Genomic DNA, 25,688 nt, shown 5'->3' with positions numbered 1-25,688 from the left:
AACCTGACCTTTGGTCATTGATAAACCAGGTATGCATAACATAGAGCCTTATTATAACTGGCGGCATTTGTACGCTGCCGAAGAAGATGAGTATTCTCCTTTCTATGGGAGAGAATACAGCGAATTTGAATATTCCAATTCTGTATATAATTATTATATACATCCACAATGGGATGAATTTGGTGCACGCAACTTATACATGAAAATCCTGTATACAGATTACCAGTTCAATTTTACAATCATTGAATTGTTGGGAGAATGGAATGATGCAATCGACAATGATATCATGACCCTGAAGCGTAATATTATTGATACGCTCATCGCACAAGGCATCACGAAATTTATCCTTATTACGGAAAATGTGATGAACTTTCATTCTTCCGATGATTGTTATTATGAAGAATGGTGGGAAGATATCCGCGATGATGGCGGCTGGATTGTAAGTTTGAATATGCCCATACAAACCCGTGAAGAATTTGAGAAAGCACGGCTAAACTACTATGTTCACTTATTGGATGATGATAAATGGCGAACATATCAGCCAATGCATCTGTTTAACATGGTGGATAACATTATGCTGAAGCGGTTGGAATGATATTAAATTTTCAGTAAAAAATGAAAGATATTCACTTTGAATTCTTTGATTTTCAATAAATAATACATTTTATCAATCGTCTATACAGTTGAAAACCTGATAAATATCATTTTTTTTTATTTTTCCTGCGTTAAATTTGCGCGACATTTCAATCATCTTTTTATACTAGGAAGCTTAGATTTTTACTTATGAAGTGGTCACAGTTCTTTAATACCTCTATCGGTAAGAAGTTATTGGTAGGTGCTACCGGCTTGTTTCTTTGCAGTTTCGTGATCGTACATCTGGCGGGAAATTTCCAGTTATTGTACAACGACGAAGGTAAAGCCTTTAACGCGTATGCCGCGTTCATGGGACACAACAGCCTGATTCAGTTTATTGCCTGGGGGCTGAAAATTGTGATAATCCTGCACGCATTTATTGCGCTACAGCTCACATTTAGCAACAGAGCAGCCCGTCCGGTGAAATACGCCGTTAATCCGGGTAATCAAACATCTTCCTGGTTCAGCCGTCAGATGGCGATCATGGGAAGTATTCTCCTTATCTTCATTATTATTCACCTGGCTAACTTCTGGGCAAAATTCCACTACGGTGAAATGCCGCTCCACACTTATCCAGGTCAGGAAGAACCACTGAAGGATTTGTACCTGGTGTCTCAGGAAACGTTTAAAAATGTTTGGTTGGTGGCGTTATACGTAGTAGGTATGATTGGCTTGTCCTTCCACCTGATCCATGGCTTTAAAAGTGCCTGCCAGACCTTTGGTTTAAATCACAAGAAATATAATGGCTTACTGAGCTTTATCGGTATCTGGCTGTTTGGAATAGCAATCCCTGTTGGTTTTGCCATCATTCCTGTTCTAATCTATTTCAAATAATTCTGTAAAGTAAGGATATATGTTTGACGCAAAAATTCCTGCCGGACCATTAAATTCCAAATGGGAAGACTACAAAGGGCATTGTAAATTGGTGAACCCTGCCAATAAGCGTAATCTGGAAGTGATTATCATTGGTACTGGTTTGGCTGGTGCTTCCGCAGCGGCTTCATTGGGAGAGTTGGGATATAAAGTAAAAGCATTCTGCTTTCAGGATAGTCCGCGCCGTGCACACAGTATCGCTGCCCAGGGTGGTATCAACGCGGCGAAGAATTATCAGAACGACGGTGACTCCGTGTTCCGTTTGTTCTACGACACAGTAAAAGGTGGTGACTACCGCGCACGTGAAGCCAACGTACACCGTTTGGCTGAAGTGAGTGGTAATATTATAGATCAGTGCGTGGCACAAGGTGTTCCTTTTGCACGTGAATACGGTGGCCTGTTAAGTAACCGCTCTTTCGGTGGTACACAGGTACAACGTACTTTTTATGCTGCCGGGCAAACCGGTCAGCAGCTGCTCCTCGGCGCTTACTCCGCACTGGAACGCCAGGTAGCATTGGGCAACGTGAAGATGTACAATCGCCACGAAATGCTCGACATCGTGAAAATTGATGGTAAAGCACGTGGTATCATTGCCCGTGACCTCATCACTGGTGAACTGGAACGTCACTTCGGCCATGCTGTACTGATTTGCAGTGGTGGTTATGGTAACGTGTTCTTCCTGTCTACCAACGCAATGGGTTCTAACGTAACCGCAGCCTGGAAAGCTACCAAAAACGGTGCTTACTTCGCAAACCCTTGCTACACACAAATTCACCCCACCTGTATCCCTGTTTCCGGCGATCACCAGTCTAAACTGACCCTGATGTCAGAATCACTGCGTAATGATGGTCGTATCTGGGTGCCTAAGAAACAAAACGATACCCGCAAAGCCAGCGATATTCCTGAAGAAGAAAGGGACTATTACCTGGAAAGAAGATATCCTGCCTTCGGTAACCTCGTTCCCCGTGACGTGGCTTCCCGTGCAGCAAAAGAAAGATGTGATGCAGGTTATGGTGTGGGTACTTCCAAACAGGCGGTATACCTCGACTTCGCCGCTGCCATTGAACGCTATGGTAATGTGGAAGTAGGTAAACGCCAGATGGGCAACGTCTCCAAAGAAGAAATTATTAAACTGGGTAAAGAAGTAGTAGCCGAGAAATATGGTAACCTGTTCGACATGTATGCCAAAATCACCGGTGAAAATCCTTACGAACTGCCGATGCGTATTTACCCTGCGGTACACTACACCATGGGCGGACTTTGGGTAGATTACGAGCTGGGTACTACCGTTCCCGGATTATACTCCCTGGGAGAAGCTAACTTCTCTGACCACGGTGCAAACCGTTTGGGTGCATCGGCACTGATGCAGGGGCTGGCAGATGGTTACTTCGTAATTCCTTACACATTAGGTAACTACCTGGCAGATGAAATCCGTGTTAAAGCAATCCCTACAGATCACCCTGCTTTCGTGGAAGCAGAAAAGAATGTAAGAGATACCATCAACAAATTCTTCGCTACCAAAGGCACCAAATCCGTTGATTATTTCCATAAAAGACTGGGAAAAATCATGTGGGACAAATGCGGTATGGCGCGTAACGAAAAAGGATTGCTGGAAGCCATCGAAGAAATCAAAGCACTGCGTGCTGAATTCTGGAGCAACGTACGTGTACCGGGTGAAGCCAACGAATTTAACCCTGAACTGGAAAAAGCCGGTCGTGTGGCCGACTTCCTGGAACTGGGAGAATTAATGTGTATGGATGCACTCAATCGTCGCGAATCCTGTGGTGGTCACTTCCGTGAAGAATCACAAACAGAAGATGGGGAAGCACAACGTGACGACGTAAACTTCAGCTACGTGGCTGCATGGGAATACAAAGGCGAAGGCAAGTATGAACTGCACAAAGAACCACTGGTATTCGAAGAATGTAAACCTACACAACGTAGCTACAAATAATGGTTATTGGCCGGCTGCTTAACAGCTGACCAGGATTATAAATCAAATAATTGTCCAAGGTATATGGAACATTATAACATGAACCTCACATTAAAAGTGTGGAGGCAGAAAAACAAAAACGATCAGGGTAGATTTGAAACTTTACAGGCTAAAAACATTTCTTCTGAAATGTCTTTCCTGGAAATGTTTGATGTGGTGAACGAAGAACTGATCAACGAAGGAAAAGAACCAATCGCTTTTGATCACGATTGCCGCGAAGGTATCTGTGGTATGTGCTCTATGCACATCAATGGCCGTGCACACGGTCCCTGGGACGGTACTACCACCTGCCAGCTGCACATGCGCGCTTTCAAAGACGGCGATACCATTACCGTAGAACCATGGAGAGCAGGTGCTTTCCCGGTAGTAAAAGATCTGACAGTAGACAGATCCGCTTTCGACCGCATTATTGAAGCAGGCGGTTATATCTCCGTGAATACCGGTAACGCACAGGATGCAAACTGTATCCCGGTAGATAAAACCAAAGCTGACCTCGCATTTGCTGCTGCAGCCTGTATTGGTTGTGGTGCCTGCGTAGCCGCTTGTAAAAACTCTTCTGCAATGCTGTTTGTATCTGCTAAAGTATCTCAGCTGGCATTGTTGCCACAGGGGCATCCGGAAAAACAATCCCGTGCACTCAACATGGTGGCACAAATGGATAAGGAAGGTTTTGGTAGCTGTACCAATACCGGCGCCTGCGAAGCAGAATGTCCCAAAGAAATTTCCCTCACTAATATCGCCCGCCTCAACAGGGAGTTCATTGGTGCCGGTTTTTCTTCCGAAAAATAACATTCGTCGTATTCTTTATAAAAGCCTTTCCGGTAACGGGAAGGCTTTTTTTATGGCCAGCTTTCCGTTCATCCTTTGAAAAGGTATCTTTTTAAATTTTTTAACTATTATGTGGAATCGATCTATCCCTTTTAAATAAAACCATATGTCTGAACAATCACGCAGAAAATTTATAAAACACGTTAGTAGCACCGCAGCCCTGCTGGGAATTGGGCAGTTAGCCGCTATGGCAAAAACGCCGGAGCAAGTACAGTTACTGCAACCCGAAAAAAGAATATCTCCTAATGATAAAATACGCATTGCCTGTGTAGGGATGGGCATCATGGGATTTGGCGATGTGGATGCCGCCATCAAAGTACCCGGTGTTGAATTTGTAGGCGCTGCAGATTTGTATGATGGTCACCTGGCTCGTGTAAGGGAAGTATACGGCTCCCACATTTACACCACCCGCGATTACCGCGAACTGCTGAAAAGAAAAGATATTGATGCCATCATTGTGGCTACACCCGACCACTGGCACGACACCATCGCTATTGATGCCATGGAAGCCGGTAAGGCAGTATACTGCGAAAAACCAATGGTGCAGCAGATTGAAGAAGGCCATAAGGTGATTGCCACACAGCAACGCACTAAAGCCGTATTCCAGGTGGGTAGCCAGCGCGTTAGCAGCGTTGCCTTGGCGGAGGCCCGTAAACGTTACCAGGCTGGCGAAATAGGGCAGCTAAACGTTGTAGAAGCAAGGATGGACCGCCACAGCGCATTGGGCGCCTGGCAGTATTCTATTCCTACAGACGCTTCTCCCGCTACCATCGATTTTGATACCTTCCTGAAAGACACCGCCAAACTGCCTTTTGACCCGGTACGCTTTTTCCGTTGGCGCAATTATAAAGCCTATGGTACGGGCATTCCCGGCGATCTTTTCGTGCATTTGATTACCGGTCTGCACTTCATCACCGGCTCCCTGGGACCCACTTCTATCTATGCCAGCGGTAACCTGGTACAATGGAAAGATGGCCGCGATGTACCAGATACGGTGGTGGCTATTTTCGATTACCCGGCAACAAAAGAACATCCTTCCTTCCAGATGACCCTGCGCGTTAACTTCGCGGATGGCAGCGGCGGTGGGGAATACACCCGCCTCATTGGTACAGACGGCGTACTGGAACTGGGTTGGAACGATTTTAAAATCAAAAAACATAAACTGCCGGAAGCTCCCGGATATGGGGGATGGGATACCTTCAACACCTTTACCAAAGCACAACAGGCCGCTTACGTAGCGCAGTATAATACCAAATACCCGGCAGATAAAAGAAATACCATCGAAAGCTCCAGCGCTTTTGCTGCACCCAAAGGCTACGACGACAGGCTGGAACACTTCGCCAACTTCTTCGAATCTATGCGCACCGGCAAACCGGTAGTGGAAGATGCCGTATTTGGCTTACGTGCCGCCGGCCCCGCTCTCCTGACCAACGAAAGCTATTTTAGCAAGAAACTGGTGAACTGGGATCCGGTAAACATGAAAATAGTGTAAAGAGAATTCGTAATTTGTAGACCTGTTTACATTTACCATACTATTTAAAACTATTCCCTATGTTAAAGAACTTCCAGGGTAATATATTGTTGCTTTTGGGAACGGTCCTTTTGTCTTGTAACGAAAAGAAGCATACTATGAATGACCAGGTAGATATTAAACCTCCTGTAGCAGAAAAAATAGCCAAAGAATTCAATATCCACGGTGATAAACGCATCGACAATTATTACTGGATGAATGAACGCGAAAACCCAAAGGTATTGGCATGGCTCAATGCGGAAAATGCCTACCTGGACACCGTCATGGCGCCGGAGAAAAAGTTACAGGAGAAGCTCTTTGATGAAATGAAATCACGCATCAAAGAAACGGATATGAGCGTGCCCTATCTTAAGAATGGCTACTATTATTACACCCGTTTTGAAGAAGGTAAAGAATACCCCGTTTATTGTCGTAAGAAAGGAAGCCTGGAAGCAACAGAACAGGTGATCCTCAATGTAAACGAACTCGCAGCCGGACATGCTTTCTGTAACGTAACCGGCGTAACCATCAGCCCGGACGCTACTTTGATGGCATATGGTTTAGATACAGTGAGCCGCAGACAGTATGTGATCCACATTAAAAACCTGGAAACAAACGAAACGCTGACAGACGTTATCCGCCAAACAGACGGTACCAGTGTTTGGGCCGGAGATAACAAAACCCTGTTCTATACCCGTAAAGATACGGTTACCCTGAGGTCCGACCGTGTGTTGCGGCATACACTGGGTGTATCTTCCGACAAAGAAGTGTTTCATGAAACAGATGAAACCTTTGATGTTGACATCTCAAAAACAAAATCCGGAAAATACATCGTTATCAGTAGCGGAAGCACCTTGTCTTCCGAAAGCCGTATACTTGATGCCAGCAAGCCCAATGAGGCATTCCGGGTATTTCAGCCCCGCGAAAAAGACATGCTGTATTCCATTGATCACCGCGATGATAAATTCTATATCGTTACCAACTGGGATGCACTCAACTTCCGTTTAATGGAATCCCCGCTGGATAAAACTTCCCGCCAGAACTGGAAAGAACTGATCCCTAACCGTCCGGACGTATTGCTGGAAGGACTGGAGTTGTTCAAAGACTTCACCGTACTGGAAGAAAGAAAAGGTGGCTTAACCATGATACGGGTCATCAATGATAAAACCCATACAGATAAATACCTGCCCTTCGCAGAACCAGCTTACGATGCATCTGTTGGCGTAAATCCGGAAATGGATAGTAAAGAGTTGCGGTATAACTATACTTCCCTGATTACCCCTAACTCTGTTTACGACTACAACCTGGAAACTGGTAAAAGTGAATTGAAGCGGCAACAGGAAGTACTCGGCGGATATGATCCCAAAGATTATGCATCAGAAAGAGTTTTCGCTACCGCGTCAGATGGTACAAAGATTCCTGTTTCCATTGTGTACAAGAAAACATTTGAGAAGAATGGAAAAGGCCCGTTGTTGCTGTATGGATACGGATCTTACGGTGTTAGTACCAACTGTACTTTTCGTTCCAATATGTTAAGTTTGCTGGATCGTGGTTTTGCATTTGCCATTGCACACGTACGGGGCGGACAGGAAATGGGTCGGCAATGGTATGAAGATGGAAAAATGTTTAAGAAGAAAAACACTTTTACCGACTTCATCTCCTGTGCCAATTTCCTGGTAACAGCACATTATACAGATTCAGCACACTTATATGCCATGGGCGGCAGCGCCGGTGGTTTGTTAATGGGTGCAGTGGCTAATATGGCGCCACAGCTGTTTCATGGCATCATTGCGCAGGTACCCTTTGTAGATGTGGTCACTACCATGCTGGATGAAACGATTCCGTTAACCACCAGTGAATTCGATGAATGGGGGAATCCAAAAAACAAGGATTCGTACGACTATATGAAGTCTTATTCACCTTATGATAATGTAACGGCAAAGGCATACCCGAATATGCTGGTCACTACCGGATTGCACGATTCGCAGGTACAATATTTTGAGCCGGCAAAATGGGTGGCCAAATTGAGAGAATTGAAAACAGATCATAACTTGCTGTTGCTGCAAACTAATATGGAAGGCGGGCATGGCGGGGCTTCCGGACGATTCAAATCCCTGAAGCTGGTGGCGTTGGAATATGCTTTTTTATTGAAGCTGGAAGGAAAATAGCACGAGTTTTGGTCTTTGTACAGGATTAGACTGATTAGACTGATTTTCATTTTTGATTTTAAAAAATTAGGGGAGATATAAGCGAATGCTTACATCTCCCCTAACTTTTTATTTTTCTAAATTATAAAAAACAAAAATCAGTCTAATCAGTCTAATCAGTCTAATCCTGTACAAAGACCAAAACTCGCGTTATTTGGTCTGCATCTTTTTTGAGGTAACTGTTTTACCGAAAAATATCTCCGCCATTTTATCAAAAATGGCCGGATCATCGGTGGTGTAAAACTGCTGTTGCTGTTGCTTGCTCAACCGGCTTTCCATTTCCGGATGCCGCTTCAGATAGTCTTTCAGGCTATGGGCCACAATTTTACCCTGCGATAATAAGTTAATGCCACCAGGTAAATACTGTTTGATTTTTTTCAACAGTAATGGATAGTGGGTACAACCTAATACCAGCGTATCGATGTCGGTAGAGATGGATAAAATTTTATCCAGGTATTCTTTTACAAAGTAATCGGCGCCGTCACTTTCATGTTCATTATTTTCTATCAGTGGTACCCACATCGGGCAGGCCAGCTGGTAGGTTTTTACATGTGGAAAAAACTTATGAATTTCCAGTGGATAAGACTCGGAAGATACCGTGCCGTTGGTAGCCAGGATGCCTACTTCCCCGGTTTGCGTAAGGGTACCTACCATTTCTGACGTAGGACGAATAACGCCCAGCACGCGGTTATCCGGTGCTATACGCGGTAAGTCCTTTTGCTGAATAGTGCGGAGAGCCTTGGCAGATGCGGTGTTGCAGGCAATGATCACCAGTGGGCAACCCAGGTCAAACAGCTTTTGCACACATTCCAGCGTATAGGCGTGAATGGTATCAAAGCCACGATTGCCATAAGGGGCACGGGCATTATCTCCCAGGTAAATATAGTCGTATCCCGGAAGTTCATTTACAATTTCCTTCAGTACGGTTAAGCCGCCGTATCCGGAGTCAAATACGCCAATCGGACCCATTGTTATTCAGTATCTTTTTGCATCAGGCCGGAACCTGTGAGGTCATAAATTTTTTGTATTTCGTGCAGTACACCTTCGAAGTCGATTTTCAGATCTTTCAGGATACCGTTTTTCAGATCATATACCCAGCCATGTACAGTAGGGAAGCCGTTAGCCACATAGGATTTCTGTACAGCAGCGGTTTTAATAACATTGATGCATTGTTCCTGTGTATTCAGTTCTACCAGGCGGTTATAACGTTCATGCTCATCTGTGATTGCATTGAGTTCGTCCATATGCAAACGGTATACATCCCGGATATTACGTAACCATGGATTCAGGATACCGAGGTCTTTAGCCTGCATGGCGGCTTTCACCCCACCGCAGTTATAGTGTCCGCAAACAACAATGTGTTTTACTTTCAGGTGTACTACCGCATAGTTGATCACACTCATGACGTTGAGGTCGGTATTAGGTACCAGGTTGGCGATATTACGATGTACAAATACTTCACCTGCTTCCAATCCCATGATTTCGTTGGTTGGTACCCGGCTGTCGCTGCAGCCAATATAAAGGTAATCCGGGCTTTGGGAGTCCGCCATTTTATCGAAAAACTCTGTATCTGTGGCTAATTTAGAAGCGATCCATTGCCGGTTATTCTCGAAAATCTGGTTGTATGCTGTCATCGGGTATCAATTTTTATGCGCTAAAGATACGGTAAGAAAGGTTATACATATCAAGCGGAGATGTGATGAAATAATGAAAGATAGCCTACCGGGGCATTCGCTATTTTTTTGTTACCGGTAGCGAGGTGATAGGTAGGGTACCTGGATTAGTTGGGAGATCGAAAATATATAATTAAATATTAAGAAGATGATTAAGTATTGTTTTTAATGGTTATATGAAGATCGCTGTCGGCTTGGAAAGCCCGCATAAAATCTGTATCTTTGCGGCTTCAAAATTTACATAGCCAGCATGATCAGTGTTAAAAACGTAACGCTCTCTTTTGGTAAGAGAGTATTGTTTGACGAAGTAAACCTCAATTTCACAAAAGGGAACTGTTATGGTGTGATTGGGGCCAATGGAGCAGGGAAGTCTACTTTTCTGAAGATATTGTCCGGTGAAATAGAACCGAATAAAGGTACTGTGGAAATCACTCCCGGTGAGCGTATGAGCGTACTCTCGCAGAACCACTTTGGATTTGATGAGGTTACAGTACTGAATGCCGTATTAATGGGTAATAAGAAGCTTTGGCAGATAGCAGCAGAAAGAGATGCTATTTATGCGAAGGAAGATTTTACCGAAGAAGACGGTATGCGTGCAGGTGAATTGGAAGCGGAATACGGTGAAATGGGTGGTTATACCGCGGAAAGCGATGCAGGTGTACTGTTGAGCGATCTGGGTGTAAAAGAAGAGCTGCATAGCACCCTGATGAAGGATATTGCTGGTAGCCTGAAGGTGCGTGTTTTGCTGGCGCAGGCCCTGTTTGGTAACCCGGACATCCTGTTACTGGATGAGCCTACGAATGACCTTGATGTGGAAACCATTGGCTGGTTGGAAAACTTCCTGGCTGACTATGAAAACATCGTGATCGTAGTATCGCACGACCGTCACTTCCTCGATGCTGTATGTACGCATGTGGCTGATGTGGATCGCGCCAAGATCCAGATCTTCAGTGGTAACTATACTTTCTGGTACGAATCATCCCAGTTGATGGCCCGCCAGATTGCTGATAAGAACAAGAAAATGGAAGATAAGCGTAAAGACCTCCTGGACTTTATCGCCCGATTCAGTGCCAACGCTTCCAAAAGTAAACAGGCTACTTCCCGTAAGAAAGCTTTGGAAAAACTGGTGGTGGAAGATATTCAGCCATCTAACCGTAAATATCCGGGTATCATCTTCAAGCAACAGCGCGAAGTAGGTAACCAGATTCTGAACGTAGAAAAGCTGGAGAAACTGGTAGATGGCCGCAAACTCTTTACAGATGTAACCTTCTCCGTGAATAAAAACGATAAGATTGCATTCCTGTCTAAAGATCACCTGGCGCTGACTACTTTCTTCGAAGTGATCAACAACGAAGTACCCGCAGATGGTGGTAAATTCGAATGGGGTACCACTGTTACCAGTGCTTACCTGCCCAACGATAATGCCGCTTTCTTTACCAATAAAGACCTGAACCTGATGGATTGGTTACGTCAGTATGTACCACCACACGTTACAGATGTGGATGAGCCATTCCTGCGTGGTTTCCTGGGTAAGATGTTATTTGGTGGAGATGAAATCATGAAGAAAACTTCCGTATTGAGTGGAGGAGAAAAAGTACGTTGTATGACCAGCCGCATGATGCTGCAGGATCCTAATGTACTGGTACTCGATGAGCCTACCAACCACCTTGATCTGGAATCTATCCAGTCGTTCAACGAAAGCATGATTAACTATAAAGGCGTGGTGTTGTTTACTACACATGACCATACCTTTATGCAGTCAGTAGCGAACCGTATTATAGAATTAACGCCTAAAGGCATCATTGACCGACTGATGACGTTTGATGAGTACCTGGCCGACGAACGTGTGAAAGCATTGCGTGAAGAAATGTACGGCAACGCCGTGTTAGCATAAAAGAAATTACGAATTTCAAATTACGAATTACGGCTTAATTAGAAGATGGTAAACGCGAAGAGTATTCGCTGTTGTCTTCTGATTAAGCCGTAATTCGTAATTTGAAATTCGTAATTATTTATAAATATTCTTCAATTACTTTGAGCTTATTTTTATCCAGCGGCTTGGTAATATAAGCCATCAGTTCCGGTGTATGCTGTACTTTTTGCATATCCCTTACATCTACGGAGGAGGAACACATGATAATCGGAATTGTATTTTTAAGCGACGTCTTTAATCCCCTGTACGCTTCAATAAAATCCCATCCGTTCATCCGTTGCATATTCATATCAAGAATAATAAGAGAGGGCAATGTAGGCTGGGGATTGCTCGAAAGCTGCTCGAGGGCCTCTTCTGCGCAGAGGAAAGAGGTAACTACCAGGTCACTGCTTTGCTGCCCCAACATTTTTTTGATAATGAAATGAAAAATCTCATCATCATCTACAACGTACACTATTTTACTCATGTCTTCCATGCTTCAGTTTTAATTGGGCTTCTTATCTGATCCGTTAATAACAAAAGGCTGCGCCGATAGACGATGGTTTGAGGGAAGAACCTATTACTTTGTTACCTTTTCTACAGCAATATAAAACCATTGACTTCAGATGCTACAAGTGGCTGAAATCAGTTTTCATAACTGTAAATACGGGTCTAATTGGGCATTATAAATTGCCTGTCACATTCTTCTTCTCAAGCATTGGTCTTGGTACACAGTGGCCTCCGGCTATCTTTAATTATGTGAGCAAAGAACGTTAATTTAATTTTATTTTTATATATATCTTTTTGTCAATAACTAATCGTTAACAAAATAGATAAGCGAAAAAAATATCAGGGGAACAGTGTAGAAGGCGTAAAAATGAGATCGGAAAGCTATAAAACGGAAAATTTGAGCAAATATTACAAAAACAAAAGACCGGAGTAAGGATTCATATCCACTCCGGTCTTTCGCTTTTATGTTAACAGCGATTAGCTATTAAAATAATCCACCTTTCTTCAGTGTCACTTTACCCTGGCCAATTTTGTAGCCATTGTGGTAAATCTCAACGGCGTAGTCACCTGGTTTGAAGTCAGAATTCTGTTTCCAATCCATGGAAATGGTTTGTTTCTGACCAGTTACATAGGCTACTGTTTTCTTGGCAGTATATAACTTCTCAGTACCATCTTCCAGTGTAAAACGGCCAGAACCTAATGCTTCTACAGCCAGCGGTGCACCATCAGGAGCAGTAATCGCTACAAAGATTTCTTTGTCGCCGGTAGGAGCAATGCGGTTGTCGTCCAGGTCAAAGGTTACCCGCATCATATCTGCGCGTTTTGCTTTGCTGGTTTCTACTTCTTTGCCATTGTGTTTAACACGGATAGGCTGCAGCTTAATGTTGGAAGCATGCAATACAGATCCGAGGTCCACTTTCTTATTCAAACTGTCTTTCACAGTAGATACAGAGTCGCGTTCTTTGCGCGCTACATCTCTTTCACCAGCCAGTACAATTTTTTCACCCTCCAGTCGCTCAATGGTTTGCTGATAACCTTCGATATTGGATTTCAGTTGCTCAATCAAACGACGGGCTTCTGCCAGTTGCGCCTGCGTAGCATTTTTGTTGGTCAGGATGCTGGAGATCCTGGCTTTCATATCCTGTATTTCCTTATCTTTTGTTTTAACAAGACTATCCATCCGGGTATTCTGTGAAATCAGATCATCCAAACGGGCATTCGCTGCGTTATATTCTTGTTGTAAAGCGTCACGTGAAGAAGAGATAGAATCTATCTGTGTGTTCTTTTGTACGAGTTGATCGCTGGTTTTGTTCTTATCGTATAACATATATATCCACGTACCGGCTAATGCTGCGATTAAAATACCGTAAATTAGACCATTGCGACTACGTGGTTTTTCTGGTCCGGGTGATCCCGGCGCAGGGGTGTTAAATGTGTTCTCCGTCATAGTTGTGAGTTTTATGTTTAATTGTTATATGGTTAAAAATCGTTATTCAAAAGTAGTTATATTATTCATATTTTATAAATAGATATAAAACAGTTTTTCAATCGTGCTTCCAAATATTGCGTTAGATCAATTATTGCTGTTGGACATAGAGACAACCCCGGCTGCTCCTGCGTTGGAACAATTATCTGATGATATGCAACAGCTCTGGCGTGACAAAATTGCAAAAACTGCGCCAGTTTCCGGAAATGAGGATGCTACATACGCCGACAGGGCCGGCATCTACGCTGAATTCGGGAAAATCGTCTGCATTTCTGTAGGCTTCTTCAGCCTCGAAAATAATCGATATACTTTACGGCTGAAATCGTTTTATAATGATGATGAATCAGTTGTACTCAGCGGATTTTTAGAATTAATTAATAAATTCTATGCGAAACACCCCCGCTTCCAGTTTGCAGGACATAATATCAAAGAATTTGATATTCCTTTTATTTGCAGGCGGTCTGTTATCCATCAATTATCTTTGCCCCAGCCTTTACAGCTGCACGGATTCAAACCCTGGGAAGTTCCCATGCTGGATACCCTGCATCTATGGCGCTTCGGGGACTTTAAACATTATATCTCCCTGAAACTCCTGACCGCCGTTATGGGCATTGAAACGCCTAAAGACGACATAGACGGCAGTATGGTAGCCAGCGTATACTGGGAACAAAAGGACCTCGAACGCATCGCCGCCTATTGCCAGAAAGATGTTCTCGCAGTAGCACAGCTCATGCTGAAATTTAAACGACTGCCGGTGCTCAAACAGGAAGACATCGTTATTGTAAAATAAATCGCTAAAAGCTGCTAACTGCTAACTGCTAAAGGCTAAAAGCTAATATAATACATGGATTACCAGGATATCATCAGGGATTGGAAACAACAGAAATTTAAGTCGCTATACTGGCTGGAAGGTGAGGAAGACTTTTTTATTGACCAGGTAACCAGCTATGCCGAACACGAACTGTTGCCGGAAGCCGAAAAAGGATTTAACCTCACCGTGCTTTACGGGAAAGATACCGATTGGAGCACCGTTATCAACGCCTGCCGCCGGTATCCCATGTTTGCAGAACGACAAGTGGTATTGCTCAAAGAAGCACAGGCCATGCGCGACCTGCTTAAACTGGAAGCCTATATCGACAACCCCCTGTCTTCCACCATATTTGTGGTAGCACACAAACAAGGCAAAATTGATGGCAGGAGCAAAATGGCGAAGCTCATTAAGGATAAGGGCGTACTCCTGTCTACCAAAAAATTATATGATAACCAACTACCTGCCTGGGCAGAATCTTATGTGAGCAGCCGCGGACTGGCCATCTCACAAAAAGCAGCTATCCTCCTGGTAGATCATATCGGCAACGACCTTTCCCGTATCGCCAATGAAATAGATAAGCTGCTGGTAAACCTGCCCGCCCAAAAGAAAATTGACGAAGGCGATATTGAGAAGTATGTGGGAATCAGTAAAGAATACAACGTATTTGAATTGCAAAATGCCGTTGGACAAAAAAATACCGCTAAAGTATTTAAAATCATCGCCTATTTTGCCGCCAATCCTAAGGCAGCGCCTATACAAATGACCCTGCCTGCACTCTATAACTTCTTCGCGAAAGTAAATCTCATCTTCAGCGTAAAAGGGGCAGAGAAAGAAGTGGCCGCCGCACTGGGCGTACATCCCTTCTTTGTAAAAGACTACATGAACGCCGCCCGGCAATATGGTCCGGAAGGCACGGAAAAAGCAATCCTGCTATTACATCAGTATAACCTGCGGAGTATAGGCATTAACGATAGTGGGGTAGAAGATGGAGAACTCATGAAGGAATTGATGTACAAGGTGATGAATTAATGTAGTATCATTGCATTATAAATATTTATCATGCAAAGAACCTATGCTGTACTGAAGTGTATTATAGCCTTTTTCTCCGTAACAACAGGTGTGTTCCTGGTGATTAGTGTCTTCCACCTCATATTTTACACAGAGAACCTTAGTCAATTTCATGGGATAGGAGAAAAAACGCTTGCTACCCTGACGTTACTGGGCCTTTTCTGGCTGGCCTACATTATGTGCCGGTTTGGGTACCGCTTGTTTATGCGTGTGAAATCATCCGGAGACCTGGAACGTAAAAAGCCACTGTCACCAATGGGCAGAAAATTATGGGCGGCGGTATACTTTGTATCAGGTACTTTACTGATGATTGGATTTTTAGGTGCTATAGACAAAGATCCTGCAGTAGTAGTTAAGAACCTGAAGCCAGGTGATAATCTGTTATTGCGGTTCTGGGGCACACTGGCAGTTATGCTGGTAGGCAGTGTGTTACTATTAAGAAGTGGATATAAATTATCCAGGCCGGTGAAAGAAAAAGTGGTATTACCGGTACAACAGGGCTAGACTTCTTTTGCCAATATCTCCTTTGCCTGTGCTGAATCCTTATCCATCTGTACAATCAAAGCATCAATATTATCAAACTTCAGGTTGGAGCGGATATATGATTCGAAGTATACCGTCAGTTCCTGTCCGTACAAGTCTTCGTTAAAGTCAAAAAGATGCACTTCCAGTCGCAGGTCCGTACCATTGAAGGTAGGGCGGAAACCGATGCTCATCACGGCCGGCAGCAGGTTGTTATGGCCGTTTAATCCTACGCGAACGGCATAAATACCTTCTGCAGGAATCAGTTTTCTTTCATCGTTCAGGTGCAGATTGGCAGTGGGATAGCCCAGTTGACGGCCCATTTTATCACCATGCACTACGGTGCCGGTCATGAAATAGGAGTAATCCAGTAGTTCATTAGCAAGGCTGATATGGCCTTCCTGCAGGCTTTTACGGATTTTGGTAGAGCTCACCGTCAGGTCGTGTACTACCTGCTGTGGGATTTCTATCAGCTTAAAGCCATATTGTTGTTGCTCTGCTTCCAGCAGTTCCAGTCCGCCTTCGCGGTTATGGCCAAAGCGATGGTCATAGCCAATGATGATGGTATGAGGACGGAAACGGGCCACCAGGAAGTCTTCCAGATAGCTGCGGGCGGGCATTTCAGAAAATGATTTAGTAAAGGGAACTACTACCAGGTGGTCAATACCAGCACGCTCCAGCAGGGCGATCTTCTCCGGTAAGGTGGTGAGTAGCCGGATATTATTCGGGCTGGGTAGCAATACTTCCCGTGGATGCGGGTCAAAAGTAACAATCACCGTTTCGCCGCCACACTCACGGGCAGCCTGCTCCAGTTGCTGGATAATGAAGCGATGGCCGGCATGTACGCCATCGAAAGTGCCGATGGTAACAACCGCATTTCGAAATTCCGGTAAGTGTTCTAAGTCCCTGTGAACCTGCATAAAAATCAATACTATCAAAAACGCCGTGCAAATCTAACACATTCGGCGGGCATTCTGCGCGGAATCTGTTACTTTTGCAGCCTGAAGAGCGTCTTTATTCAGTTTATTTTTTATTTACATACTTATTTATTTCCCGGTGGATAATAATATTTACGCCAAGCGCGGTGTTTCAGCAGGTAAGGAAGATGTGCATAATGCCATTAAAAATATTGATAAGGGACTTTTCCCTAAAGCATTCTGCAAAATAGTCCCTGATATTTTAGGGGGCGACGATGCATATTGCAATATTATGCACGCAGATGGTGCCGGTACCAAATCCTCCCTGGCTTACATTTATTGGAAAGAAACCGGTGATCTGGGCGTTTGGAGAGGCATTGCACAGGATGCTATTATCATGAACATGGACGACCTGCTCTGTGTAGGCGCCACGGATAATATCCTGTTATCTTCCACTATTGGCCGTAACAAACAGTTGTTGCCAGGAGAAGTGATTGCCGCTATCATTAACGGTACAGAAGAAATTCTCGCGGAATTGCGCAGCCATGGTATCAGCATTTATTCTACCGGTGGTGAAACGGCGGATGTGGGCGACCTGGTTCGTACCATCATCGTTGACTCTACCGTTACCTGCCGCATGAAAAAATCTGATGTGATTTCCAACGATCGTATCCAGGCAGGTGATGTGGTGGTAGGATTGGCTTCTTACGGACAGGCTACCTACGAATCTGAATATAACGGTGGTATGGGTAGTAATGGTTTAACCAGTGCCCGTCATGATGTATTTAACAAGGCAGTAGCGGCAAAATATCCTGAAAGTTTTGATCCGAATATTCCTGTTGAACTGGTGTTCAGCGGTAAAAAATCCCTGACAGATAAAATAGATATCGAAGGATTTGGTACAATCGATGCCGGCAAGCTGGTATTATCACCGACCCGTACCTACGCGCCGGTGATCAAAAAAGTGCTGGAACAATTCCGTCCGCAAATTCATGGTATGGTGCATTGCAGCGGCGGTGCGCAAACCAAGGTGCTGCACTTTATTGAGCAGCTGCATGTGATAAAAGACAACCTGTTCCCGGTGCCTCCGTTGTTCCGGTTAATCCAGGAACAATCCGGTACGCCATGGAAAGAAATGTACCAGGTGTTTAACATGGGCCATAGAATGGAACTGTATGTACCTGCTGAAATTGCGGATGATATCATCGCTATTTCCAAAAGCTTTAATATCGATGCGCAAATTATAGGTAGAGTAGAAGCCGCACCAGAGAAGAAAGTAACGGTGATTGCACCTGCAGGTACATTTGTGTACTAATATAAAAAATTACTAAAAACCCGTCCTGCCATTTAGCGGGACGGGTTTTTTATTTTATGGAATAGAGAATTTGATAGGGAGCATAAACTTCACATTGACGGCTTTGCCTTGCTGGGTGCCAGGCTCCCAGCGTTTCATTTTCTGGATTACCCTTGTAGCCTCTTCTTCCAGTCCATATCCGAGGCTATCCAACGCTTGTACATTCGTTACCTGCCCCGTGGAATCCAGTACAAAGCTAACCCTAACGGTACCGCTTACACGTGCTTTGTACGCAGCTTTAGGATAACGGATATTGTCAGACAGGTACTGGCCAATTTTCTCCCATCCTCCGGGATAGGCAGGAGGTCTTTCTACAAAGGCCCATCCATTGTCATAAAAAGTAGTATCTCCGCTTCTGCGTATAGGGCGTGGGGTGGAGTCCGTGGCTGCGGCAGTTGATGCAGCCACATGATCGCTTGCTGGCGTTTGCGTAGCGGCCAATGTAGCCAATGCGACCAGGGGAAACAGATATTTGAAAGGCATGGGAATTGGGTATATATGCCAGCAAAGATGCTGTTAAAGAGAGAGAATAACAAATTATGGATGGCACTGGCCGTCATCAACTTTAGGTGTTATCACCAGTCCTTTTTTAGTGGTATCCGTAGCGCAAACGCTCAGTGCAGCCAGGAGGCAGGAGAGTAGCAGCATAAAGTAATTTTTTAAATAGATGAACACGCCGCCTGATTCCATAAAAAAGTCCCGGTAGAAACCAGGACTCCTGTTGATTGATGTTTTAGTGTTGCTGTTCTTATAATGTTATTCTACCAGTGTAAATCTTATTGGCAAATTATATTGTACCGTTACCAGGCGCCCGTTTTGTTTACCGGGTTTCCATCTAGGCATTGCTTTCACTACCCTGATGGCTTCTTCTTCCAGTCCATAGCCCTTTTTGGCGCCTACAGTGGCAACATCTCTGAGGGTACCGTCATTGTTGACAATGTATTGTACAAATATGGTTCCTTTTGCACCATGCTCCTGGGCAGCTCTTGGATAGCGAATGTTTTTAGAAAGATATTTTGCCATTGCTTCTTCACCACCCGGGAATGTAGGTGGTTGATCTACGAAGGTGAATATTTCTTCCTTGCTGTTGGGTGGGGTGAATTGCACATTGGCTGGTTCCAACACAAAACGTATAGGTAAATTGAACTGCACAGCTACGTTTCTACCGTTTTGGCGGCCAGGTGTCCATTTAGGCATGCTTTTTATCACACGTATGGCTTCTTCTTCGAGGCCATTTCCCTTTTTAGCGCCTATTGTTTTGACGTCTTTGATAGTGCCATCTTTATCTACTACAAACTGAGCGAAAACTGTTCCGGCAGTATTTTTTTCGTAGGCAATTTTTGGGTACCGGATGTTGTGTGACAGATAATGTGCGAGTGAGTCTTCACCGCCTTTGAACATCGGGGGATGTTCTACGAAGGTGAATATTTCATTGGAGGTGTTGACTGGTTTGGGCTTTTTAACAGGGGTGGTATCGCCCAGAGGTGCGGTAGCCGCCACTTCCGGCGTTATTGGTTCATGGTTGCTGGTGGTGGCAAGCACCCGAATGGCGGATGGGTGCTTGTCAGCCACAAAAGCGAGGGAACAGAAAATGAATGCAGCCAGCGGCAGTACCAGTATACGTCTGAGGTAACTGAACCTGGGTGTGTAAAATTGTGTAAGCATAAGGATTCTTCGTTTTATTGGCGGATGGAAAAAATCGTTGGTAAAACTGAATTGCTTGCTTTGAAAGGCCATCTGTAAAATAGTTTGGGCGTAGCCGGCTACTTCTTCTCCGGCTGCTTTTTTATCGGCCAGGAATTCGTGTACAAGGGCCAGTTCCCGTTTGATCAGGTGGAAGAAGGGATTGATCCAGAAAACGGCTGTTACGATTTCCATAAAAAGCTTATCCGTGCTGTGTTTTTCCTGCAGGTGTACCAGTTCGTGTTTCAGGATTTGTTGTCCTTCGGGACTGTTCAGCGAGGTGCTGGATCCCCAGAATATATAGGTAAAGAAGGAGAACGGTGCTTTAATGTCTTCGTTTTCCACAAAGCGGTAGGGTGGTACCTGTTGTACCTGGCTGCGTTTGATCAGTTTTTTGATCTTTACCAGGCTTACCAGGATACGGGTAATCAGCAAGGCGATGACCAGCATATACCCGATGTTCATCAGCATGGCGGAGCTGATCACCGGGCTGGCGGGGGGGATTACTGATTCGCGCAGGGTAATGATGCGGTTAGTGTAAGTGAGTACGGCGGAGGGTTCCGGTGTTTCCTGGCCGGGTAATGGAATCTGCAACAGTGGTGTTAGCAGGGATACGATGGTGATCAGTACCAGGTAATAACGGTTCCACTGGTGGAAGCGGTTATTACGTAACGCTATATAATAATATGCATACAATACAGCGGAGCATACAATCACTTTGGCGAGGTAGGTGAGCAGCACGGTCATGATTTGGGTTTTTGTGCGTCTTTAATATTTTGTACCAGTTTCTCCAGTTCAGAGATGCTTAATTCTTTTTCTTTCACAAAAAAAGACACCATATTACTGAAGGAGCCATCGAAATAACCTTTTACGATGTTGTTCACGGTTTTATGGCTATAGGCGTCTTTAGTAACAAGTGCAAAGTATTGGTGTGATTTGCCATAGGCTTTGAAGTCTACAAATCCTTTTTCAATCAGGATTTTTATCAGGGTAGATACGGTGTTGTAATGGGGCTTGGGTTCCGGCATTACTTCGATGATGTCTTTTACAAAGGCGGGACCTGTTTCCCAGAGTGCCTGCATAATCTGTTCTTCGGCTTTGGTAAGCTGTTTCATAACAAGTACAATTAGTCATTCTAAATTATAACTAATTATTTAGTTTAACAACTATTTTTTTAGTTTTTGTGAGATGGATACCTGCGGGGAATATTTGACATTAACACAACGAGTTATTTTTTAATTAGTTATTTTTGTCCGCAACAGATGTAAAAACAGCAAGGACATGACGCCTGAACAACCTATCATACAATTAACCAACGCCAGCATATACCAGGGGCATTCATTGATTTTATCAGATGTGAATATCACGGTGAATAAGGGAGAATTTGTTTATCTCATTGGAAAAACCGGTACGGGGAAATCCAGTCTGTTAAAGACTTTGTATGGTGATTTGCCATTAAACGATGGTACGGGTCAGGTAGTAGGTTTTGACCTGAAGAAGATGGATTGGAAAAAAGTGCCGTATCTTCGCCGGAATCTGGGTGTGGTATTCCAGGATTTTCAGTTATTGACAGACCGCAATGTGCATGATAACTTAAAGTTCGCTTTACGGGCTACTGGCTGGCAGGATCCGAAGGAGATGGAGAATAAGATTGCCGATGTACTGGAGAAGGTAGGATTGGGTACCAAGGGTTTTAAGATGCCTTATGAGCTTTCCGGTGGGGAGCAGCAGCGTGTAGATATAGCGCGTGCGATGCTCAATTCGCCTAAGCTGATCCTGGCAGATGAGCCTACGGGTAACCTGGATCCGGAAACTTCTGATGGTATTATGCAGTTGTTATTCCGTATTTGCCGGGAAGGAACTGCCATTGTAATGGCCACACATGATTATATTGTATTACAAAAATTCCCGTCGAGAGTACTGCGTACTGAAAATGGGCATGTAACAGATAATGCGGCTGTGAATTTTTCTTCTTAGGAGTTGTTGAAGGAGAAATATTTACAAATGATTATTATCTCTCATTTATTATTAATTTCCTGTTAATTGGTAATTCCTATTTTTTAAATTACCTTTGCACCGGAAAAATAGCGACAAAAAACATTATTATTACTTATTATTTTAAAAGATGTCTTACTTAACTGTTGAAAAGAAAGCCAATATTTTTAAAGAATTTGGTGGAAGCGAAAAAAATACAGGCTCTGTAGAAGCACAAATAGCGCTGCTGACTGAGCGTATCAACAGCATTTCAGGTCACCTGAAACAAAACAAAAAGGATTTTTCTACCCACCGCGGTTTGATGAAAATGGTTGGCCAGAGAAAGCGTTTGCTCTCTTATTTGTCTAAAACCAACCTCACAGGCTATCGTGCCCTCATCGAGAAGTTAGGTATCAGAAAATAACCACGACTTATTTATAGCGCTATTCCCAACTTTTTAGGTTGGGAATAGTTTTTTTGTATGTATACCTTTTGTTATTCCTTAGGGATCAAAAAAGGATAACTTTATTTTTAATCCTCACTTTATTATGAATCTGACACCTATTTCAGTGAAGTTCGATATAGGAGACGGTCGTATGGTGACCATCGAAACCGGCAAATTGGCCCGTCAGGCTGATGGTGCGGTGACGGTGCGTTTAGGGAATGCAATTTTGCTGGCCACAGTGGTAGCAAATAAAGATCCCAAGCCAGGCCAGTCATTCTTCCCCCTTACAGTTGATTACCAGGAAAAATTCGCTTCTGCCGGCCGCATACCCGGTTCCTTTTTTAAGCGTGAAGGCCGGTTGTCTGATTCTGAGGTACTGATCTCCCGTTTGATTGACCGCGCATTGCGCCCCCTGTTCCCCGATAACTATTTTTGTGAAGTACAGGTACTTGTTACCCTGATATCTTCCGATCCTGAAGTAATGCCAGATGCACTCGCATGTTTGGCGGCTTCAGCTGCACTGGCTGTTTCCGACGTTCCCATCCAGGAAATTATCTCCGAAGTACGTGTTGCACGTATCGATGGTAAACTCGTGATCAACCCTAACCGTACTGAACTGGCCAAGGCCGACATGGACTTCATTATCGGTGCTACCGATAAGAACATCATGATGGTGGAAGGTGAAAGTAAAGAATGCCAGGAAGAAGACCTGATCAGCGCTATTGAGGCTGCACACGCTGCTATCAAAGTACAGGTAAAAGCGCAGGAAGAACTGCGTGATCTGAAAGGTGTGAAAGGTAAACGTGAATACGCTCAACCTCACCAGAACGAAGAACTGAAAGCGAAAGTGGAAGCTTTTGCTAAAGATAAAATTTACCAGGTAGCTAAATCCGCTTCCGCTAAGCACGATCGCAGTGATGCCTTCGCAGCTATCGGCGATGAGCTGAAAGAACACCTGGGCGAATTGCCGGAAGAAGATCAACCGCTGGTAAAAGAATACCTGCATGATCTGGAAAAAGAAGTGATCCGTAACATGATCCTGGATGAATCCGTTCGTCTGGATGGTCGTGCACTGGACCAGGTTCGTCCGCTGGCAATGGAAACAGATATCCTGCCTTCTCCGCACGGTTCTGCCCTGTTTACCCGTGGTGAAACACAGTCACTGACTACTGTTACCCTCGGTACACCGGAAGATGAACTGTTGATCGAATCAGCAGCTGTTTCCAACTACTCCAAATTCATCCTGCATTACAATTTCCCTCCGTTCTCTACCGGTGAGGTGAAAATGATGCGCGGCCCTGGCCGTCGTGAAGTTGGACACGGTAACCTGGCAATGCGCTCCCTGAAGCAAATGATGCCAGGTAGCGACTACGCTTACACCGTGCGTGTAGTATCTGATATCCTCGAATCAAACGGTTCTTCCTCCATGGCTACTGTATGTGCTGGTTCACTGGCACTGATGGACGCAGGCGTACCTTTGCCTAAACACGTTTCCGGTGTGGCAATGGGGCTGATCTCCCGCGCTTCCGATGGTAAATGGGCGGTATTAACCGACATCCTTGGTGATGAAGATCACCTGGGTGATATGGACTTTAAAGTAACTGGTACCCGCGATGGTATTGTGGGCATCCAGATGGACATTAAAGTAGATGGTTTAAGCATGGATGTAATGCGCTCTGCGCTGGCTCAGGCTAAGAAAGGCCGCTTACACATCGTGGAAGCTATGTACGAAGTAGTACCTGCTGCCCGTCCTGAACCTAAACCACATGCACCACGCATGGAGAAGATTATCATCGACCGTGAATTTATCGGCGCTGTAATCGGACCCGGTGGTAAAATTATCCAGGAAATTCAACGCGAAACCGGTACTACCATCAACATTGAAGAAGTGGGTGAAACCGGTGAAGTAAGCATCTTCTCTGCACAGAAAGAAAGTCTCGATAAAGCAGTAGCATGGGTGAAAGGCATCATTGCAGTACCTGAAGTAGGGGAAGTATATGAGTCTGTAGTAAAATCCATCATGCCTTATGGCGCCTTTGTTGAGTTCATGCCTGGTAAACAAGGCTTGCTCCACATCTCTGAAGTTTCCTGGAAACGCCTGGAAACCATGGAAGGTGTGCTGACAGAAGGTGAAAAAGTAAAAGTGAAACTGACTGGTACCGATCCTAAAACCGGTAAGTTTAAGCTGAGCCGCAAAGTGCTGATGCCTAAACCAGAAGGTTATGTAGAAAGACCAGAACGCGAAGAACGTGAGTATCGCGACGATAGACGCGGTGGTGATGACAGACGTGGTGGTGGCGACAGACGCGGTCCCCGTGACGACAGACGTGGCGGTGATGACAGACGCGGTGGTGGCGACAGACGTGATTTCAACCGTGACGGTAACCGTGGTGGCGGAGGAGATTACAACTCCCGTAATGAGAAGCCACAGGAGCCAACCTTTGATGCTGAATAAGCACTGTTATAGCTAGCAGATAACTGAAATTAAATACAAAAAGAAAGCAGTCACTTTAGTGGCTGCTTTTTTTTTAGCAGAAAGCGGAAAGCAGAAAGCGAAAAGCTATTGTAGCGAATGATTAAAGCGTATATAAAATCCGCAAAGATCATTCGCTATAATAGCTTTTTGCTTTCTGCTTTCCGCTTTCCGCTATCTTTTAGTAAGTTGTTCTACGCGGAAAGTACTTTCTCTGAAAATCTCTTTGCCGCTGTTGAGGCGGAATACCCGGTAATTACTGCCATCAATTGGTTCTGCAATCATTTTGTAGGCAGGCTGCACAGCTTTCGTTTGTCTGTCTATCACTCTCAACGAACCGGCCGCGAGCAGGTCCGGGAGTATTTCTTCCACATAGGGCAACATAATACCGCCATCTTCTGCCCATAACATATTCATTCTGCCGGTGCTGTAGTTGAAATCTTTGTTGGTGCTGTCTTCCAGGTAGCAATACGCTTTCAGGAAGTGGTTGCCCATATCAATGGCATTTAAGCGGGAAAGCTGAACGCTGCTAAATACTTTATTGCTGTATCTGGCATTACGGAGCGTGGTATCCATTGTAACCATATAGTCCCGGAGATGGCTGCGATCGAAAATCAGGATTACATTTTCGGTTTGATACACAATAGAGTCAGCGATAGGTTCCAGCGGTTGGCGAACTTTAATCACCTGGGCCATGCCGGACAGGGATAATACCACGCCGGCCAGCAGGAGGAATAGTGCTTTCATAGGATATTTAATATTATTTATTAATCAAATATAAGAAGAAAGCGGAAAGCACAAAGCTATTTTAGCGGT

The 25,688-nt window shown here is 44.5% G+C and carries 23 protein-coding genes; 14 read left to right on the top strand and 9 right to left on the bottom strand.

Going from position 1 to position 25,688, the window contains the following annotated elements; all coding sequences use genetic code 11:
• The first annotated feature begins 31 nt into the window (after positions 1–31).
• The 6 genes from AC5ZC7_RS23300 to AC5ZC7_RS23275 all read left to right on the top strand — a co-directional run bounded on the left by AC5ZC7_RS23300 (position 32) and on the right by AC5ZC7_RS23275 (position 8,005).
• On the top strand, positions 32–595 hold the full coding sequence (locus AC5ZC7_RS23300) for a hypothetical protein (protein WP_496158634.1): 564 nt from the start codon (positions 32–34) through the stop codon (positions 593–595).
• 188 nt (positions 596–783) lie between these two features.
• Positions 784–1,467: a succinate dehydrogenase cytochrome b subunit gene (locus AC5ZC7_RS23295; RefSeq protein ID WP_496158635.1), complete on the top strand. Its 684-nt coding sequence runs from the start codon at positions 784–786 to the stop codon at positions 1,465–1,467.
• A 19-nt stretch (positions 1,468–1,486) separates the two neighbouring features.
• Positions 1,487–3,460 carry a fumarate reductase/succinate dehydrogenase flavoprotein subunit gene (locus AC5ZC7_RS23290; RefSeq protein WP_496158636.1) on the top strand — a complete coding sequence of 658 codons (1,974 nt, stop codon included), beginning with the start codon at positions 1,487–1,489 and terminating at the stop codon, positions 3,458–3,460.
• A 63-nt stretch (positions 3,461–3,523) separates the two neighbouring features.
• On the top strand, positions 3,524–4,288 hold the full coding sequence (locus AC5ZC7_RS23285) for a succinate dehydrogenase/fumarate reductase iron-sulfur subunit (protein ID WP_496158637.1): 765 nt from the start codon (positions 3,524–3,526) through the stop codon (positions 4,286–4,288).
• A 145-nt stretch (positions 4,289–4,433) separates the two neighbouring features.
• Positions 4,434–5,819, top strand: a complete 1,386-nt coding sequence (locus tag AC5ZC7_RS23280; RefSeq protein WP_496158638.1) for a Gfo/Idh/MocA family oxidoreductase — start codon at positions 4,434–4,436, stop codon at positions 5,817–5,819.
• Between the two features lie 59 nt (positions 5,820–5,878).
• The gene (locus AC5ZC7_RS23275) at positions 5,879–8,005 is read left to right on the top strand and encodes a prolyl oligopeptidase family serine peptidase (RefSeq protein WP_496158639.1); all 2,127 of its coding nucleotides are present in this window, start codon (positions 5,879–5,881) and stop codon (positions 8,003–8,005) included.
• 189 nt (positions 8,006–8,194) lie between these two features.
• Here AC5ZC7_RS23275 and murI read toward each other — a convergent pair whose 3' ends face one another.
• Positions 8,195–9,013 carry a glutamate racemase gene (murI, locus tag AC5ZC7_RS23270; RefSeq protein ID WP_496158640.1) on the bottom strand — a complete coding sequence of 273 codons (819 nt, stop codon included), beginning with the start codon at positions 9,011–9,013 and terminating at the stop codon, positions 8,195–8,197.
• Between the two features lie 2 nt (positions 9,014–9,015).
• Complete coding sequence (locus tag AC5ZC7_RS23265; protein WP_496158641.1) at positions 9,016–9,678, bottom strand: carbonic anhydrase; 663 nt, start codon at positions 9,676–9,678, stop codon at positions 9,016–9,018.
• Between the two features lie 289 nt (positions 9,679–9,967).
• Here AC5ZC7_RS23265 and AC5ZC7_RS23260 point away from each other — a divergent pair, with 289 nt between their 5' ends.
• Positions 9,968–11,611, top strand: coding sequence for an ATP-binding cassette domain-containing protein (locus AC5ZC7_RS23260; RefSeq protein ID WP_496158642.1), 1,644 nt, complete (start codon positions 9,968–9,970; stop codon positions 11,609–11,611).
• A 118-nt stretch (positions 11,612–11,729) separates the two neighbouring features.
• Here AC5ZC7_RS23260 and AC5ZC7_RS23255 read toward each other — a convergent pair whose 3' ends face one another.
• Positions 11,730–12,125, bottom strand: coding sequence for a response regulator (locus AC5ZC7_RS23255; protein ID WP_496158643.1), 396 nt, complete (start codon positions 12,123–12,125; stop codon positions 11,730–11,732).
• Positions 12,126–12,623: 498 nt separating this feature from the next.
• Positions 12,624–13,586, bottom strand: a complete 963-nt coding sequence (locus AC5ZC7_RS23250) for a DUF8428 domain-containing protein (RefSeq protein WP_496158644.1) — start codon at positions 13,584–13,586, stop codon at positions 12,624–12,626.
• 103 nt (positions 13,587–13,689) lie between these two features.
• Between AC5ZC7_RS23250 and AC5ZC7_RS23245 the strand changes: the two genes are divergently transcribed.
• From AC5ZC7_RS23245 to AC5ZC7_RS23235, 3 genes are read left to right on the top strand one after another with little or no spacing between them, the layout of a single operon-like run.
• Positions 13,690–14,415, top strand: a complete 726-nt coding sequence (locus AC5ZC7_RS23245; RefSeq protein ID WP_496158645.1) for a ribonuclease H-like domain-containing protein — start codon at positions 13,690–13,692, stop codon at positions 14,413–14,415.
• Between the two features lie 54 nt (positions 14,416–14,469).
• Positions 14,470–15,465 (top strand): DNA polymerase III subunit delta, encoded by a 996-nt coding sequence (gene holA, locus AC5ZC7_RS23240; RefSeq protein WP_496158646.1) that lies wholly within the window; start codon positions 14,470–14,472, stop codon positions 15,463–15,465.
• A 30-nt stretch (positions 15,466–15,495) separates the two neighbouring features.
• Complete coding sequence (locus AC5ZC7_RS23235; protein WP_496158647.1) at positions 15,496–16,008, top strand: hypothetical protein; 513 nt, start codon at positions 15,496–15,498, stop codon at positions 16,006–16,008.
• Here AC5ZC7_RS23235 and AC5ZC7_RS23230 read toward each other — a convergent pair.
• Positions 16,005–16,946 (bottom strand): bifunctional riboflavin kinase/FAD synthetase, encoded by a 942-nt coding sequence (locus AC5ZC7_RS23230; protein WP_496158648.1) that lies wholly within the window; start codon positions 16,944–16,946, stop codon positions 16,005–16,007. The genes AC5ZC7_RS23235 and AC5ZC7_RS23230 overlap by 4 nt on opposite strands.
• Before the next feature lie 136 nt (positions 16,947–17,082).
• On the opposite strand from AC5ZC7_RS23230, the gene AC5ZC7_RS23225 reads away from it, so the two are divergent.
• Positions 17,083–18,258: an AIR synthase related protein gene (locus tag AC5ZC7_RS23225; protein ID WP_496158649.1), complete on the top strand. Its 1,176-nt coding sequence runs from the start codon at positions 17,083–17,085 to the stop codon at positions 18,256–18,258.
• Between the two features lie 54 nt (positions 18,259–18,312).
• Here AC5ZC7_RS23225 and AC5ZC7_RS23220 read toward each other — a convergent pair whose 3' ends face one another.
• The 3 genes from AC5ZC7_RS23220 to AC5ZC7_RS23210 form a co-directional block, all read right to left on the bottom strand.
• A complete protein-coding gene (locus AC5ZC7_RS23220; protein ID WP_496158650.1) occupies positions 18,313–18,780 on the bottom strand; it encodes a TonB family protein in 468 nt (155 codons plus the stop codon).
• A 273-nt stretch (positions 18,781–19,053) separates the two neighbouring features.
• Positions 19,054–20,727, bottom strand: coding sequence for a TonB family protein (locus AC5ZC7_RS23215; RefSeq protein WP_496158651.1), 1,674 nt, complete (start codon positions 20,725–20,727; stop codon positions 19,054–19,056).
• Positions 20,724–21,095 (bottom strand): BlaI/MecI/CopY family transcriptional regulator, encoded by a 372-nt coding sequence (locus tag AC5ZC7_RS23210; protein WP_496158652.1) that lies wholly within the window; start codon positions 21,093–21,095, stop codon positions 20,724–20,726. Before AC5ZC7_RS23210 ends, AC5ZC7_RS23215 begins: the two co-directional genes overlap by 4 nt.
• 166 nt (positions 21,096–21,261) lie before the next feature.
• Between AC5ZC7_RS23210 and AC5ZC7_RS23205 the strand changes: the two genes are divergently transcribed.
• The 3 genes from AC5ZC7_RS23205 to AC5ZC7_RS23195 all read left to right on the top strand — a co-directional run bounded on the left by AC5ZC7_RS23205 (position 21,262) and on the right by AC5ZC7_RS23195 (position 24,854).
• Positions 21,262–21,957 carry an ATP-binding cassette domain-containing protein gene (locus AC5ZC7_RS23205; protein WP_496158653.1) on the top strand — a complete coding sequence of 232 codons (696 nt, stop codon included), beginning with the start codon at positions 21,262–21,264 and terminating at the stop codon, positions 21,955–21,957.
• 148 nt (positions 21,958–22,105) lie between these two features.
• Positions 22,106–22,378, top strand: coding sequence for a 30S ribosomal protein S15 (gene rpsO / locus AC5ZC7_RS23200; RefSeq protein ID WP_079470431.1), 273 nt, complete (start codon positions 22,106–22,108; stop codon positions 22,376–22,378).
• 124 nt (positions 22,379–22,502) lie between these two features.
• Positions 22,503–24,854 (top strand): polyribonucleotide nucleotidyltransferase, encoded by a 2,352-nt coding sequence (locus tag AC5ZC7_RS23195; RefSeq protein WP_496158655.1) that lies wholly within the window; start codon positions 22,503–22,505, stop codon positions 24,852–24,854.
• 192 nt (positions 24,855–25,046) lie between these two features.
• Here AC5ZC7_RS23195 and AC5ZC7_RS23190 read toward each other — a convergent pair whose 3' ends face one another.
• Positions 25,047–25,619, bottom strand: coding sequence for a hypothetical protein (locus AC5ZC7_RS23190; RefSeq protein ID WP_496158656.1), 573 nt, complete (start codon positions 25,617–25,619; stop codon positions 25,047–25,049).
• Positions 25,620–25,688: the final 69 nt, after the last annotated feature.

The organism is Chitinophaga sp. 9-1-y, assembly GCF_059511905.2.
This window is presented reverse-complemented; position numbering and strand designations above follow the sequence as displayed.